This window comes from uncultured Bradyrhizobium sp. (assembly GCF_936928535.1).
Lineage (GTDB): Bacteria > Pseudomonadota > Alphaproteobacteria > Rhizobiales > Xanthobacteraceae > Bradyrhizobium.
Map to the genome: position 1 here is coordinate 67678 of NZ_CAKZHY010000058.1, position 15299 is coordinate 82976.

Sequence of the window (15299 nt, forward strand, 5' to 3'; positions counted from 1 at the left end):
TGGTGAGCAAGGTCATGGGCGCAAGGGCCGGAACCGGTTTTTGCTATCCCCGCCCCGGCGAGCGTGGCCCCGCCTTGCGCTGCTGCTGGGTCGTATAGGCATCCCAATGGCTCCAGCTGCCATTGCTGAGGCTTTGCAGATCGGTGCCGAGCGGCCGGCGCGTGCGCTTGTCGTGCTCGGCGATGACGCGTTCGGACAGCGCGATCTTGCGCTTGAGTTCTCCGATCGTCTTCTGGGTCTGGCCGTTGCGCTTGGAGGACGCGATCTCGCCCATGGTGAAGCGCGCAGTCTCGAGCGCCTTCAACTCGGCGCGGTTTTTCTTCAACTGAACCCGGTGCCAGGCGATGTTGCTGTCGCTGTCCGCAACCATGTGGGAACTCCGCTGATTCGCTCCCACAGTGTATCAAGCGCCGAATCGGCGCCGCAACGTTCCCACCGCGGCGAAAATACGGTGTTGTTGCGAGTAAACGCCGCGTTTAGCGCTCGGCAAACGCCTTTTCGACCACAAACTGGGCAGGTTCGCCGTGGTTGCCCTCGACAAAGCCGCGCTCGCCCAGAAGCACGCGGGTATCAGTGACCAGCGCCGGGCTGCCGCAGATCATGACGCGGTCATGGGCGGCCTCAATGGCCGGCAGGCCGATGTCGTCGAACAGCTTGCCCGAGGTGATGAGGTCCGTGATGCGGCCGCGGTTGCGGAAGGGATCGCGGGTCACGGTCGGGTAGTAGATCAGCTGGTTCTGGATGTATTCGCCGAGCATCTCGTCCTTGGGCAGGTGCTCGGTGATCATCTCGCCATAGGCGAGTTCCTTCACATGGCGGCAGCCGTGCAGCAGCACGACCTTCTCGAACCGCTCGTAGGTCTCGGGGTCCTTGATCACGCTCAGGAACGGCGCAAGTCCCGTGCCGGTGCCGATCAGGTAGAGGTTGCGCCCGGCTTCCAGATTGTCGATCACGAGCGTGCCGGTGGCCTTGCGGCTGACGATGATTTCGTCGCCCTGCTTCAGGTGCTGGAGCCGCGAGGTCAGCGGACCATCCGGCACCTTGATCGAGAAGAATTCGAGGGTGTCCTCGTAATTGGCGCTGGCGACGCTGTAGGCCCGCAGCAGCGGCTTCTCGCCGACCTTGAGCCCGATCATCGTGAATTCGCCGTTACGGAAACGGAAAGTCGGGCTGCGGGTGGTCTTGAAGGAGAACAGCGTGTCGGTCCAGTGGTGGACGCTCAAAACGCTTTCCTGATTGAAATTGCTCATCTCACCTTCCCTGTCGCTTCCAGCGCGGTTCCGAGGCGGTCCAGCTATGCGTCGTTTGTACACGATCATTCGTGTACTAATGAATAATCCCGCTTGATCCTGCGGTCAAGGCTGCCCAAGATCGCGAGCGTTGCAGTTAGGAATAAGGAGCCCCCTCCATGGCGCATGACGCACCGCAGGCCACCGGACCCTCGAAGCTGGTGATCCGCAATATCGGCCTGATCCTGTCCGGCGCCCTGGAAAAACCGATCCTGGACGGCGACACCATCGTCGCCGAGAACGGCAAGATCAGCGCGATCGGCCGCTTCAAGGACCTGAACACCGAAGGCGCGACCACCATCGTCGACGCCAACGGCACGACGGTGACCCCCGGCCTGATCGACAGCCATGTCCACCCCGTCGCGGGCGACTGGACGCCGCGACAGAACCAGATCAACTGGATCGACAGTTCGCTCCATGGCGGCATCACCACCATGATCTCCGCTGGCGAAGTGCACATGCCCGGCCGCCCCCGCGACGTCGTCGGGCTGAAGGCGATGGCGATCTTCGCCCAGCGCGCGTTCTGGACGCTTCGTCCGGGCGGCGTGAAGGTTCACGCCGGCGCGCCCGTGATCGAATGCGAGATGGTCGAGGAGGACTTCAAGGAGATGGCCGCCGCCGGCGTCAAGCTGCTCGGCGAGGTCGGCCTTGGCGGCGTCAAGGACGGCCCGACCGCGCGCAAGATGGTGGGCTGGGCCCGCAAATACGGCATCCAGAGCACGATCCACACTGGCGGCCCCTCGATCCCCGGCTCCGGCCTGATCGACAAGGACGTGGTGCTGGAGGCCGACACCGACGTGGTCGGCCATATCAACGGCGGCCATACCGCGCTCCCCGACGACCAGATCCGTTGCATCTGCGAGGGCTGCAAGCGCGGGCTCGAGATCGTTCACAACGGCAATGAGCGCTCGGCGCTCTACACGCTGCGCATCGCGCGCGAGATGGGCGATCTGCACCGCGTCATCCTCGGCACCGACGGGCCTGCCGGCTCCGGCGTGCAGCCGCTCGGCATCCTGCGCATGGTTTCGATGCTGTCCTCGATCGGCGAGCTGCCGGCCGAGATCGCGTTCTGCCTCGCCACCGGCAACACCGCGCGGATGCGCCAGCTCGATTGCGGCCTGATTGAAGTCGGCCGCGCCGCCGATTTCGTCATCATGGACAAGGCGCAACACTCGCCCGGCAAGAACATCCTGGAGAGCGTCCAGCTCGGCGACCTCCCCGGCATCGGCATGACCATCATCGACGGCATCGTAAGGACGCAACGCAGCCGCAACACGCCGCCGGCGGGCCGGGTGCCGGAGGTGGTGGCGAAGTGACGGCTCCTGCCGTCATTCCGGGGCGCGCGTAAGCGCGAACCCGGAATCCGGAGATTTTTGGCGCGAGATTCCGGGTTCACGCGCGATGCGCGTGCCCCGGAATGACAAGGTCAATTCACCTTAGCTTGTTCAACAGCGCCATCAGCAGCTCGCGCTCCTTCGCGTCGAGCGGGGCCAGCGTTTCGCGCGTGATTGCAATCGCGTTCGGCGCAAGCTTCTCCGCAAGCTGCTGACCGGCGCGCGTCAGGCTCACCAGCAGGCGCCGGCCGTCTTCGGGATCCTGGCTCGTCTCCGTCAAGCCGCGCGCCGTGAGGCGGTCGATCACGCCCTTGATGGTCGCGACATCCATCGCCGTCAATCGCCCGAGTTGGTTCTGCGAGCACGGCCCGGTCTCGGCGAGCTTCGACAGCGCGGCCCACTGCGTCGGCGTCAGGTTGGTGCCGATGTCGCGGGAAAAGATCGAGCTGTGGCGCTGCCAGACCTGGCGCAGGATGAAGCCGACCTGCTCGTCCAGCACGTAAGGCGGCTTGCCCTGCTTGACGCTCTTCTTCGCCGTGACGCTTCTTGCCATTCCCGCCCGCCCCTCACAACGACAGATGCGCGTCACGGATATCCGGACGCGCGTCGAGCTCGGCCATGGTGCCGCCGAAACAGATGCGGCCGCGCTCGATGATATAGGCGCGATCGGAGATCAGCCGCGCAAAGTGCAAATTCTGCTCGGAGACGACGATGCTGACGCCCTCCTTCTTCATGGTCAGGATGGCATCGACCATCTGTTCCACGATCTTCGGCGACAGGCCCTCCGAGGGCTCGTCCAGCAGCACCAGCGAAGGATTGCCCATCAGCGTGCGCGCGATCGTCAGCATCTGCTGTTCGCCGCCGCTCATGCGGCCGCCGGGACGGTTCTTCATCTCGCCAAGATTCGGAAACAGCGTGAACAGCTTTTCGCGATTCCAGTGCGGCGCATTCGCACGCTTCGGCTGACGGCCGACTTCGAGATTCTCCTCCACCGTCAGATCGGTGAAGATGCGGCGCTCCTCCGGCACATAGCCGAGCCCCTCGCGCACGATTTCATGTGTCGGCTTCGCCGAGACATCCTTGCCCTCGAACATGATGCGGCCGGTGCGCTGCGCGACCAGGCCGACGATCGAGCGGAACGTGGTCGACTTGCCGGCGCCGTTGCGCCCGAGCAGTGCCACCACTTCGCCCTCACCGACCTCGAAACCGATGTCGAACAGGATATGCGCCGGGCCGTAATGGCTGTTGAGGTCCTGCACCGTGAGCTTCATGCCGAGGCTCCCTCGCGATGGCCGCCCTCGTAAAGCAGGCCCTCGCCGAGATAGATCGCCTGCACCTGCGGATTGCCGCGCACTTCGGCCGGCGAGCCCTCGGCGATCAGCGTGCCGCGATTGAGAACGATGATGCGGTCGGCATGCTCGAACACCACGTCCATGTCGTGCTCGGTGAAGAGCACGCCGATCGACTTCTCCTTGGCGATCTGCGCCGTCAGCCGCATCAGCTCGACGCGCTCGCGCGGCGCCATTCCGGCGGTCGGCTCGTCCATCAAGAGCAATTTTGGATCATTGGCGAGCGCGACCGCAAGCTCGAGCCGCTTGAGGTCGCCATAGGCGAGTTCGCCGCAGGGACGATCGGCATAGCCGCCCATGCCGACCAGCTCGAGCAGGCGCCCGGCCTCATTGCGGTCGACGTTAGGCGCCGAGCCCCAGAGATTGAACAGTTGCCTGCCATGCGAGATCAGCGCGACCTGGACGTTCTCGCGCACCGTCATGGTGGCGAAGGTCGCGGTGATCTGGAAGGTGCGCCCAACGCCCATGCGCCAGATATCGCGCGGCTTCTTGCCGGTGGTCTCTTCGCCGAGCAGGCGCACATGGCCACTGTCAGGCTTGTTCTGGCCATTGAGCATGTCGAAGCAGGTGCTTTTTCCCGCGCCGTTCGGGCCGATCAGCGCCAGGATTTCGCCCGGTCGCAGCGAGAACGAGACACCGCGCACGGCATGAATGCCGCCGTAGGATTTGGTCAGGCCTTCGACCGCAAGAAGTGGGGGTGCGACACTCATTCGGCGGACTCGACCGGCTTGGCGAGTAACGAGGATCCCGGCGGCGATGACTTCCTGCGCCGCTGCGCCAAGATCTCCAGCATGCCAACGATGCCCTTGGGGAAGACGACGACGATCAGCACGATGAAGCCGCCGAGCACGAGTTTCGAAAGATCGGTCTGGCTGACCAGCCAGATGTTCAGGGCCTTGTAGACGATCGCGCCGATCACCCCGCCCGACACCGTCTCGACACCGCCGAGCAGCACCATGACCAGCGCATCGACCGACAGCGAGATGCCGAGATTGTCAGGGAAGACGCTACCTTTCAGATAGGCGAACAGCGCGCCGCCGATGCCGGCAGTGGTGCCCGCGATCACGAAGGCCGTCCACTGGATGCGCTTGGCATTGATGCCGACAGCTTCGCTGCGCAGCAGCGAGTCGCGCGTGGCGCGGAGCGCGTAGCCGAATGGCGAGAACACCATGACCCGCAGCGCGATCGTCACGAGCGCCGCGACACCGAGCGCAAGCCAATAGAAATGCGACGGGCTTGCCGCCCATTTTTCCGGCCAGACGCCCAGAATGCCGTTGTCGCCGCCTGTCACGCTGACCCACTGGAACGCGATCGACCAGACGATCTGCGCGAAGGCGAGCGTCAGCATCGCGAAATACACGCCGGAGAGCTGCACCGCGAAGAAGCCGAACACAGCGGCTCCCATGCAGCCGAGCAAGGGCCCGAGCAAGAGGCACACGATCATCGGCAGCCCCGCCATCTTGGCGAGGAAGGCGACACCGTAGGCGCCGAGGCCGAAATAGGCGGCGTGGCCGAACGACGCGAGGCCGCCGACCGACATCAGGAAGTGCAAGGACACGGCGAAGATCACGAAGATCGCGATCTCCGAGCCAACGGTGAGCGCGTAATTACCCGCAAACAGCGGCAGCATCGCCGCGATGATCAACGCGGCAAGTGACGCGAGCCGCTCGTTCAAGGTCAGCGGCCGCCAGGGATTGACTGACAGCCCCGGCGTCTTGCGCGCGGCCGCCTCCGGCTTGCCGAACAGGCCCCAGGGCCGCACGATCAGCACCACCGCCATCACCAGGAAGACCAGGATGATGGAAATCTTCGGAAAGATCAGGATGCCGAACGCGTTCAGCTCGGAGACCAGCACCGCCGCAACGAAGGCGCCGACGATGCTGCCGAGGCCACCGATCACGACGACGACGAAGACCTCGACGATGATGCGCAGATCCATGGCGTGATGCACCGCATCGCGCGGGATCTGGAGCGCGCCGCCAAGGGCCGCGAGGAATACACCGACCGCGAACACCGATGTGAACAGCCATTTCTGGTTCACGCCGAGGGCTGCGACCATGTCACGGTCCTGCGTCGCGGCGCGCACCAGCACGCCCCAGCGCGTGCGCTGGAACAGCAGCCAGAGTACACCGAGAACGACGGGCCCCAGCGCAATCAGGAACAGATCATAGCTCGGGATGTTTTGGCCGAAGAAATCGACCGCGCCCTTGAAGCCCGGTGCGCGGCGGCCGACGAGATCGTCGGGGCCCCAGATCAGCACGACGAGGTCCTCGACCATCAGCGTGAGACCGAATGTGCCGAGCAGCTGGAACAGTTCGGGCGCGTGATAGATGCGCCGCAGCAGCACGATCTCGACGAGGACGCCGATCAGCGCGACCGCAAGCGCCGCCGCCACCACCCCGCCCCAGAAGCCGAACGCGCCGGAGAAGCGCTCCGTCAGGGTGAAGGCGATATAGGCGCCGATCATGTAGAAGGCGCCATGCGCGAAATTCACGATCCGCGTCACGCCAAAGATGATCGACAGGCCCGAGGCCACCAGAAACAGCGACGCTGCGCTGGCAAGACCGGTCAGAAACTGTACGACGTAAAAGGCCATCGGCGGTCCGGGTTAGGTTTGAATTTCACCTCTCCCCGCAAGAGCGGGGAGAGGGAGAGATAGACCAGATGTCAATCCTTCGGCCGCAGCTTCTCGACTTCGGCATCGCTGGGCAGATAGTCGGAACCCTTCTTGTAGGAGGTGTCGACCATCACGCCCTTGCCGTCCTTCTGCGCGGTCTTGCCGACGAAGGCACCGAGGGTCGACTGGTGATCGATCTTGCGGAAGGTGATCTCGCCGAACGGCGACGGCATCGAGATGCCTTCGGCTGCTGCGATCATCTTGTCGGTGTCGGTCGAGCCAGCCTTGGCGATGATCGCCGCCGCCGCCTTGATGGTCTGGTAGCCGACGATCGAGCCGAGGCGTGGATAGTCGTTGTACTTGGCCTGATAGGCCTTCAGGAACGCGTCATGCTCTGGCGTCTTGATCGAGTACCAGGGATAGCCGGTGACGATCCAGCCCTCGGGCGTCTCCTCCTTGAGCGGATCGAGATATTCGGGCTCGCCGGTCAGAAAGGACACGACCTCGCGGCCCTTGAACAGGCCGCGGGTGTTGCCCTCACGCACGAGCTTGACGAGATCAGGACCGAAGGTGACGTTGAGGATGGCTTCCGGATTGGCCTGCGCCACCGCCTGCACCACCGGACCCGCATCGATCTTGCCCTGCGGCGGCCACTGCTCGTCGACCCACTGGATGTCGGGGCGCTTCTCCGACATCAACTTCTTGAACACCGCGACCGCCGACTGGCCGTATTCGTAGTTCGGCGCGATCGTCGCCCAGCGTTTTGCCGGCAGCTTGCTCGCGGCTTCCACCAGCATCGCGGCCTGCATGTAGTTGGAGGGACGCAGGCGGAAAGTGTACTTGTTGCCCTTCGCCCAGGTCACGGCGTCCGTCAGCGGCTCGGCCGCAAGGAAGAACACCTTTTTCTGGTTGGCGAAATCGCTGACGGCAAGGCCGATATTCGACAGGAACGTGCCCGTCAGCATCGCAACGCCTTCGCTGGAGACGAGCTCATTGGCCGCGGTCTGCGCATCGGCCGGCTTGCCGCCATCATCCTTGGAGATGACGACGAGCTTCTTGCCGTTGATGCCGCCGGCCGCATTGATCTCTTCGACCGCGAGCTGCCAGCCCTTGCGGTAGGGTTCGGTGAAGGACGGCAACAGCGAGTAGCTGTTGATCTCGCCGATCTTGATGTCATCGGCCAGGGCCGAATGGCCCATGCCGGCCGCCAGAAGCGCAAAGGCCGCGCCGACGAAACTGTTTCTTGCTCGCATCCCAACCTCCAGTTTTGAATTTTATCTCTCGACCACGATCCTGCCGGAGAAGCTGTGCCCGCCCCTCCGAACCATCCCTTATTTCAAACCGTCTTCGCCCTTGATCTCCGCGACCGTCAGCCCGCCGACACGCGGCAGCGGACGGCCGCTGTCGGTGACGGCGACCGCGACCATGATCTCGTTCGCGCGCGGCGCGTCGTTGATCTGCACCTCCATGCCGTCAAAGTGACTGCGCACGAAGGCCGCATCCTTGTGCCCGAGCGGTATGTCGAGCGTCGTGCCGGGGCCGCTGCGCTTCTTCGACGACGGGATCAGCGCCGCGCCCTTGCTCAGCACCTTACGCACCGGCGCGCCCATCTTGGGGTGCAGGATCGCGGCGGCATGTTCCAACTCGCCATTCTCGCCGACCGCGGCGGCCTTGCCGTAGCTGTGCGCCTTGGCGCCGTCGATGCCGAGCGCCGCCACGGCGCGCTTCGCCAGCAAATCACCAAGTTCTTCTCCGATCGCGATCAGCGGGGAGAGATCCTCGACGTATTTTCCCGCAAAGGGGTTTTCGATCACGGCGATCGCGGCGGCGCGGCGGGTCGGGGGCGAGACCTGACGGCCCATCTCCATCTGGGTCTCTTCGACCACGGTGACGATCTTGCGGATGATCGCGCTCATGCTTCACGTCCCTGTTCAGGCATCGACCGCGTTCTCCAGCACAAGCGGGCGCGGTCGTTGCTCTTCTATATCTCTGGTTCCGATGACAAGCATATCACCACAAAGCCTGAGCACGGCAGCCTCGATCAACCCACGATCGAATAATTGACGTGCACATTCCGCGCCAGATTCGAGCGCAGTGGCGATCTCGTCTTGCGACATCTCACCGACCTCGCGGGTGACAAGACGCGCGCCGAGATCGCTGTCAGGCTGAAGTTCGTTGGCGGGCTGCCTGATAATGGCGGGATGCCCCGGCAGGTCGACGGCATTGGCGATCACTGTGGCGGCCGCATCGGCCTGCGAGGCCGTTGCCGCCAGCACCGTGACCGCATCGGCGATGCCAAGCGAAAAGCTGCGGCCGTGGCGCCCGCTGGTCGCGATGCCGCGAACCGGATCGTCAGCATCGACCCTCATGCTGCGCATGACACCGTCGCGATCAGGCCGATCCATCAGGCCGATGGAAAAATGCGCGCCCGGCCCGAGGTGCAGCGCTATATCGCCGCCATTGTTGACATAGGCCTGATCGAGCGTCGCGACATCAAGCATGGCGCCGAGAATTTCCTCGGCCACGCTACCGGCCACCGCAGCCATCGGCGTAATGAAGCGATCCCAGGCGTAGGGCGCTACGGCAGCATACATGCGGCGGGCCACCGTGCCTGTCAGTGAAGACGCCGCGGGCAGCGCCGCCCGCCGCAATTCCGGCAGCTCGGCGCAGAGCGCGTCCAGCAAACCGGTGAACCGCCGCGCCGCAGCTTCATAGGCCATGCGCACATCGTGCGCGGGCCCCCTCGCCTCGACGATCAGATCAATCGGTCCATCCTGCAAATGCAGCCGCCGGCCATCAGACAGCAATGCGATTTGCGGGAGACGTGTCATGCCCGCCGTCCTGGAATCGGATTCTGCCAAGGCAGTTGGCGGACGTCATCGCCGCCCCTCACCTCGGAGAGCGGCTTGACGTAATCCATGTGCCCACCGAGCGCGGCGTAATCGGACAGTTTCATCGTGAATTCGATCGGCGCGACCAGCGCAGGCGTCGGAACATAGCCGAACGCTCCCGCCGGCATCTGCGTCACATCGACCATGTAGGTGATGCCCCCGCCCGGCCAGACATAAACCGCCGCACCGCCGCTGGTGACGCGCGTCAGCGCGTCCTTCACCGAGCGCGTCAGGCGCACCGGATTGTCGGTGACGCCAGCGCGCAGCGAACCGCCGGCGCCGGCCATGAACAGCACCGTGCACAGCGCCGGCTCGCAATTTTCCTGGATGCGCTCGACCGAGAACTGCAGATCGGCGGGCATCTCGGTCTCGACCGGCTTCAAGGCCTGGTCGAGCACATAGTAGGACGAATGCTCGCCGGTCGTGGACACCATCAGCATCGAGAGGCCGGGCTTGGCCTCCTTGGGATCGAACGGGCCGAGGATCGCGAGTGGATCGGAGATATTGGTTCCACCCCAGCCAGTGCCGGGATCGGCGACCTGGAAATAGCGGCCAGGCGTCGAGCGCCGGCCCTTCATCTTGATGCCGGTGTCGGCGATGTCGAGCAGCTTGCCGGCCTGATGCTCGCTGAGCACGCCGGTGATGTGGTCGTCGACCACGACGACCTCGTCCACCTTGCCGTGCCATTGCTTGGCGAACATGCCGATCGTCGCCGAGCCGCAACCGACCCGCATGCGCTCTTCTTTGACGCCGTTGACGATCGGCGGCTGGCCGGCCTGCACCACCACGCTAGCGCCGCCGTCGATGGTCAGTTCCACCGCCTTGCAATTGGCGAGGTCCATCAGCGTGTCGCAGGTGACCCGGCCTTCCTTCTTGGAGCCGCCGGTGAGATGATGCACGCCGCCGAGCGACAGCATCTGCGAGCCGTACTCGCTGGTCGTAACGTGGCCGACCGCCTCGCCCTGCGCGCGCACGGTCGCGGTCTCGGGCCCGAGATAGCGGTCGGTGTCGATCTTCACCTTGACGCCGCAGTAAGAGAAAATGCCCTCGGTGACGACGGTCACCATGTCGACGCCGTCGACCTCGGACGAGACGATAAAAGGCGCGGGCTTGTAATCGGGATAGGTCGTCCCTGCACCGATCGCGGTCACGAAGGTCGAGGGTTCGTGAACGATGTTGCCGTCCCAATCTTCGGTGCGGCTGAAGGGCACCAGCTTGCCGCCCTGCGACACCGTGCGCTCGAGAATGACGTGCGGATCGACACGGACGAGCTTGCCGTCATGGTTGGCGTAGCGATCGCAGGCGCCCGCCGCGCCCGGCTTGATGTAGCACATCACCGGACAGGCATCGCAGCGGATCTTGTCGGTGGCCGCGCTCGTTGTTTCCATCACCATGTCAAAGCCAGCAGAGCGTGCGGTTATCATTCGTATACGAACGATGTTGCGCGCGGTCCCGAACACTGTCAAGCGGCGCCGCGCGCGAAAAGGCGCGCCTGCCGAATAAAACCTCATTTGCCTGCCGGCCTTGTTCACAAAGCAGGCAGCCACGCTGCACTGCGGCATGGCCGCTTGCACGTTTGTGTACAAACGGTATCGTCGCGGGCGTAGGAATTTCGCGACCACGCGACCGCAGGGCCAAGGGTTTGGGAACGAGGATGACGCAACCACCGATCCGCCTCACCGTGAACGGCAGGATCCACGACGTCACGGCGGAGCGCCAGACGCTGCTGCTCTACGTGCTGCGCAATGATCTCGGACTCAACGGCCCGAAATATGGTTGTGGCCTCGGTGAATGCGGCACCTGTACTGTCCTGATCGACGGCATGGCTGCGCGCTCCTGCGTGATTCCGATCAGCGGCTGCGCCGGGCGCGACATCATGACGCTCGAAGGCCTCGGCACACGCGACAAGCCCGACATCGTGCAGCAGGCCTTCATCGACGAGCAGGCCGCGCAATGCGGCTACTGCCTCAACGGCATGATCATGACCACCAAGGCACTGCTCGCGATCAACCCGCGGCCGACCGAGCAGGAAGCGCTCGCCGCGCTGCGCTACAATCTCTGCCGCTGCGGCACGCACGTAGAGATCCTGCGCGCCGTGATGCGCGCGGCTGGCCAGCTCGCCGAGGCCGGTGATTGATGGCCTCTCCGAATTCGAATGCAGCTGAGCGAGGTTCGCTCGTCGTCGTCAGCACCGTGGACGAGGTCACCTCCGAAACGTTCGTGCGGGTCACAACGGACGGGTCGGTCACGGCCTATAACGGCCATGTCGATCTCGGCACCGGCATCCGCACCGCGCTCGGCCAGATCGTCGCCGAGGAGCTCGACGTCTCCTTCGCCCGCGTCGTCGTGGTGCTCGGCGATACCTCTGTCGTGCCGAACCAGGGCCCGACAATCGCGAGCGAAACCATCCAGATCACTGCCGTGCCCCTGCGCAAGGCCGCAGCCCAGGCACGGCAGTTTTTGATCACGCGCGCAGCGGAACGGCTTGAGCTGCGGGCATCGGATCTCAAGATCGAGGATGGTCTTGTTCGAGGCCATAATCGCAGCATCAGCTATGGCGAGCTGATCGGCGGCGAGTCCATTCGCCTCGAGCTCGAGGATAACGTCGCCGTCAAAGCCGTCGGCGATTACGCGATCGTCGGCCAGTCCATGCCGCGCGTCGATCTTCCCGCCAAGGCAACGGGCGAGCTGACCTTCGTCCACGATATCCGCCTCCCCGGCATGCTGCACGGCCGCGTGGTGCGCCCGCCCTATTCCGGCGTCGATGCTGGGCCATTCGTCGGCACCAGCCTGATCGCAGTCGACGAATCCTCCGTGCGAGATGTGCCCGGCCTGATCGCCGTCGTGCGCATCGGCGATTTCGTCGGCGTGGTCGCCGAGCGCGAGGAGAATGCGGTTCGCGCCGCCGGGCAGCTCAAGGTGAGCTGGAGGCCGACGCCAAAACTCACTGATCTCGCCGATGTCGAGACCGCGCTGCGCGCCCATCCGTCGAGCCCCCGCACGCTGATCGACAAGGGCGATGTCGATGCGGCGATCGCAGGCGCGACCAAGCCGATGCAGCGGACTTATGTTTGGCCCTACCAGATGCATGCGTCGATCGGCCCATCCTGCGCGGTCGCCGATTATAGGGATGGCAACATCCGCGTCTGGTCGGGCACGCAGAACCCACACGTGCTGCGTACTGATCTCGCATTGCTGGTCGAGCGCCCCGAGAGCGAGGTCGAGGTTATCCGTCTCGAAGCCGCCGGCTGCTACGGCCGAAACTGCGCCGATGACGTCAGCGCCGACGCGCTGCTGCTGTCGCGCGCGGTCGGCCGGCCCGTGCGCGTGCAGCTGACGCGCGAGCAGGAGCACGCCTGGGAGCCGAAGGGCACGGCACAGCTGATCGACGTCAACGGCGGCCTCGACGCCACAGGCGGCATCGCCGGTTACGATCTCGCCACCCGCTATCCCTCGAACGCCGCGCCGACGCTGGCGCTGCTGCTCACTGGGCGTATCTCGCCGGAGCCCGCAGTGCTCCAGATGGGCGACCGCACCGCGATCCCACCTTACGACTACGACCACATGCGCGTCGTCGCCCATGACATGGCGCCGATCGTGCGCGCGTCCTGGTTCCGTGGCGTCTCGGCGCTGCCGAACACCTTTGCGCATGAATCCTATATCGACGAAGCCGCGACCGAAGCCGGCGTCGATCCGATCGAATATCGCCTGCGCTACCTGAAAGACCAGCGCGCCGTCGATCTCGTGAATGCGGTCGCCGAACGCGCCGGCTGGACACCACGAGCGGTCCGTGAAGAGAAGGACAACGAGATAGTGCATGGGCGCGGCTTTGCCTATGCGCTCTATGTCCACAGCAAGTTTCCCGGCTACGGCGCTGCGTGGTCGGCCTGGGTTGCCGACGTTGCTGTCAACAAGACCACTGGCGATGTCAGCGTCACCCGCGTCGTCGCGGGTCAGGATTCCGGATTGATGATCAATCCTGAGGGCGTGCGCCACCAGATCCACGGCAACGTCATCCAGTCGACCAGTCGCGCCCTAATGGAAGAAGTCTCGTTCGAGCGCGGCGCGGTGGCGGCACGGGAATGGGGCGCCTATCCGATCATCCCGTTCCCTGAGGTGCCCAAGATCGACGTGCTGATGCTGCCGCGGCAGGACCAGCCGCCGCTCGGCGTCGGCGAGTCCGCGTCGGTTCCCAGCGCGGCGGCGATCGCGAATGCGATCTTCGATGCCACCGGCGTGCGCTTCCGCGAGCCGCCGTTCACGCCGGAGCGCATTCTGAAGGGATTGCATGGCGAGACATCGCCGGCTCCGCAAGCCCTGCCCGCACCGGCGGCTTCAAAATCGTCCCGCATCTGGGAAAATCCCTTCACCAAACGCGCCGGTATCGTCGCGGCGGTCGCCGCCGTCTGCACTGCTGCGATCGGCATCGGCGCGGCGCTTCTGCCCGGCCGCGCCATCGCGCCGATCACGCGTCCTGACGCATCGATCTATTCCGCAGCAGCGATCGCGCGCGGCGAGCAGCTCGCAGCGCTCGGCAATTGCGCGGAGTGCCACACGAATCTCGGCGGTGTGCTCAACGCCGGCGGCCGCGCGCTTCCGACGCCGTTCGGCACGATCTATTCGACCAACATCACGCCTGACGTCGAGACCGGCATCGGCGCCTGGTCCTATCCTGCCTTTGAGCGTGCGATGCGCGAGGGGCTGCATCGCGACGGGCGGCAGCTCTACCCGGCCTTCCCCTACACGCACTTTTCGAAAACCAGCGACGCCGACATGCAGGCGCTCTACGCCTATCTGATGGCGCAGCCTGCGGTGCGCGCGACAGCCCCCGCCAATGCGCTCGCCTTCCCGTTCAACATCCGCCCGCTGCTCGCCGGCTGGAACGCGTTGTTCCACCAGGCCAAGGAGTTCAAGCCCGACCCTACGAAGTCCGAACAATGGAATCGCGGCGCCTATCTGGTCGAGAGCCTCGGCCATTGCAGCGCCTGCCATTCGCCGCGCAACGCGCTCGGCGCCGAGCAGCGGCAGGCCTATCTCGCCGGCGGCTTTGCCGAAGGATGGGAGGCGCCGCCGCTGACCTCGCTCTCGCACGCGCCGATCGTCTGGAGCGAGGACGAGCTGTTCGCCTACTTACGCACCGGCCATTCCCGCTACCACGGCGTCGCCGCGGGTCCGATGGCACCGATCGTGAGGGATCTCAGGGCCCTGCCCGATCAGGACATCCGCGCGATGGCGGTCTATCTCGGCTCGTTCAACGAGGGCACGGCGGACGCGCCCGCCCTCGCGGCAAAGCTCGAGAGCGCAACGCAGGTCCGCGTCGCCTCGTCCGCCGGCGCGCGGCTCTACCAGGGCGCCTGTGCGGTCTGCCACGAGGTCGGCGGCCTGCCGCTGTTCGGCAGCCGGCCCTCGCTCGCGCTCAACAGCAATCTGCACAGCGCGACGTCGCACAATCTGGTGCAGGTGATCCTGCACGGCATCGCCGAGCCCGTGTCGAGCGACCTCGGCTACATGCCCGCGTTTGGGAACAGCACGAGCGACGCGCAGGTCGAGGAACTCGTCAACTTCCTGCGCGGCCAGTTCGCGCCGGACAAGCCGGCCTGGACCGGCGTGCGCGAGACGATCGCGCGCGTGCGATCGTCGGCGCATTAGAGCAGAGGGCGTGGCTGGAAACTCGCCCGCGACCATCCTTCGAGACGCCCGCCTGCGGCCGGCCCTCAGGATGAGGTCGGAGTACGCGGAAGCAGTCGATAGGCAAAGCTGCCGGTTAGCCTCATCCTGAGGAGACCGCGAAGCGGTCGTCTCGAAGGACGAGGCGCTTG

The 15299-nt window shown here is 65.1% G+C and carries 13 protein-coding genes; 3 read left to right on the forward strand and 10 right to left on the reverse strand.

The genetic code is table 11. The features are described from left to right. Window positions 1-43: 43 nt before the first annotated feature. On the reverse strand, window positions 44-370 hold the full coding sequence (locus tag Q0687_RS08905) for a hypothetical protein (RefSeq protein ID WP_298874708.1): 327 nt from the start codon (window positions 368-370) through the stop codon (window positions 44-46). A gap of 106 nt (window positions 371-476) precedes the next feature. Further along, the gene (locus tag Q0687_RS08910) at window positions 477-1250 is read right to left on the reverse strand and encodes a ferredoxin--NADP reductase (RefSeq protein WP_298874710.1); all 774 of its coding nucleotides are present in this window, start codon (window positions 1248-1250) and stop codon (window positions 477-479) included. A 158-nt stretch (window positions 1251-1408) separates the two neighbouring features. On the opposite strand from Q0687_RS08910, the gene Q0687_RS08915 reads away from it, so the two are divergent. Further along, window positions 1409-2605, forward strand: a complete 1197-nt coding sequence (locus tag Q0687_RS08915) for an amidohydrolase family protein (protein ID WP_298874712.1) — start codon at window positions 1409-1411, stop codon at window positions 2603-2605. A gap of 115 nt (window positions 2606-2720) precedes the next feature. On the opposite strand, the gene Q0687_RS08920 is transcribed toward Q0687_RS08915, so the two are convergent. The 8 genes from Q0687_RS08920 to Q0687_RS08955 form a co-directional block, all read right to left on the reverse strand. Further along, the gene (locus Q0687_RS08920; protein ID WP_128952390.1) at window positions 2721-3176 is read right to left on the reverse strand and encodes a MarR family transcriptional regulator; all 456 of its coding nucleotides are present in this window, start codon (window positions 3174-3176) and stop codon (window positions 2721-2723) included. Window positions 3177-3189: 13 nt separating this feature from the next. Continuing rightward, window positions 3190-3894 (reverse strand): ABC transporter ATP-binding protein, encoded by a 705-nt coding sequence (locus Q0687_RS08925; protein WP_298874715.1) that lies wholly within the window; start codon window positions 3892-3894, stop codon window positions 3190-3192. Next, window positions 3891-4682 carry an ABC transporter ATP-binding protein gene (locus Q0687_RS08930; RefSeq protein WP_298874717.1) on the reverse strand — a complete coding sequence of 264 codons (792 nt, stop codon included), beginning with the start codon at window positions 4680-4682 and terminating at the stop codon, window positions 3891-3893. The genes Q0687_RS08925 and Q0687_RS08930 overlap by 4 nt, the downstream gene beginning before the upstream one ends. Further along, the gene (locus Q0687_RS08935; RefSeq protein WP_298874720.1) at window positions 4679-6568 is read right to left on the reverse strand and encodes an ABC transporter permease; all 1890 of its coding nucleotides are present in this window, start codon (window positions 6566-6568) and stop codon (window positions 4679-4681) included. Before Q0687_RS08935 ends, Q0687_RS08930 begins: the two co-directional genes overlap by 4 nt. A gap of 71 nt (window positions 6569-6639) precedes the next feature. Next, complete coding sequence (locus Q0687_RS08940; protein WP_298874723.1) at window positions 6640-7842, reverse strand: ABC transporter substrate-binding protein; 1203 nt, start codon at window positions 7840-7842, stop codon at window positions 6640-6642. Window positions 7843-7920: 78 nt separating this feature from the next. Then, window positions 7921-8505, reverse strand: a complete 585-nt coding sequence (locus Q0687_RS08945; RefSeq protein ID WP_298874726.1) for an amino acid synthesis family protein — start codon at window positions 8503-8505, stop codon at window positions 7921-7923. A 15-nt stretch (window positions 8506-8520) separates the two neighbouring features. Then, window positions 8521-9420 carry a UPF0280 family protein gene (locus tag Q0687_RS08950; RefSeq protein ID WP_298874729.1) on the reverse strand — a complete coding sequence of 300 codons (900 nt, stop codon included), beginning with the start codon at window positions 9418-9420 and terminating at the stop codon, window positions 8521-8523. Then, window positions 9417-10874, reverse strand: coding sequence for a 6-hydroxynicotinate reductase (locus Q0687_RS08955; RefSeq protein WP_298874732.1), 1458 nt, complete (start codon window positions 10872-10874; stop codon window positions 9417-9419). The genes Q0687_RS08950 and Q0687_RS08955 overlap by 4 nt, the downstream gene beginning before the upstream one ends. Before the next feature lie 260 nt (window positions 10875-11134). Here Q0687_RS08955 and Q0687_RS08960 point away from each other — a divergent pair, with 260 nt between their 5' ends. After that, on the forward strand, window positions 11135-11617 hold the full coding sequence (locus tag Q0687_RS08960; protein WP_298874735.1) for a (2Fe-2S)-binding protein: 483 nt from the start codon (window positions 11135-11137) through the stop codon (window positions 11615-11617). Continuing rightward, window positions 11617-15129: a molybdopterin cofactor-binding domain-containing protein gene (locus tag Q0687_RS08965; protein ID WP_298874738.1), complete on the forward strand. Its 3513-nt coding sequence runs from the start codon at window positions 11617-11619 to the stop codon at window positions 15127-15129. The genes Q0687_RS08960 and Q0687_RS08965 overlap by 1 nt, the downstream gene beginning before the upstream one ends. Window positions 15130-15299 lie beyond the last annotated feature (170 nt).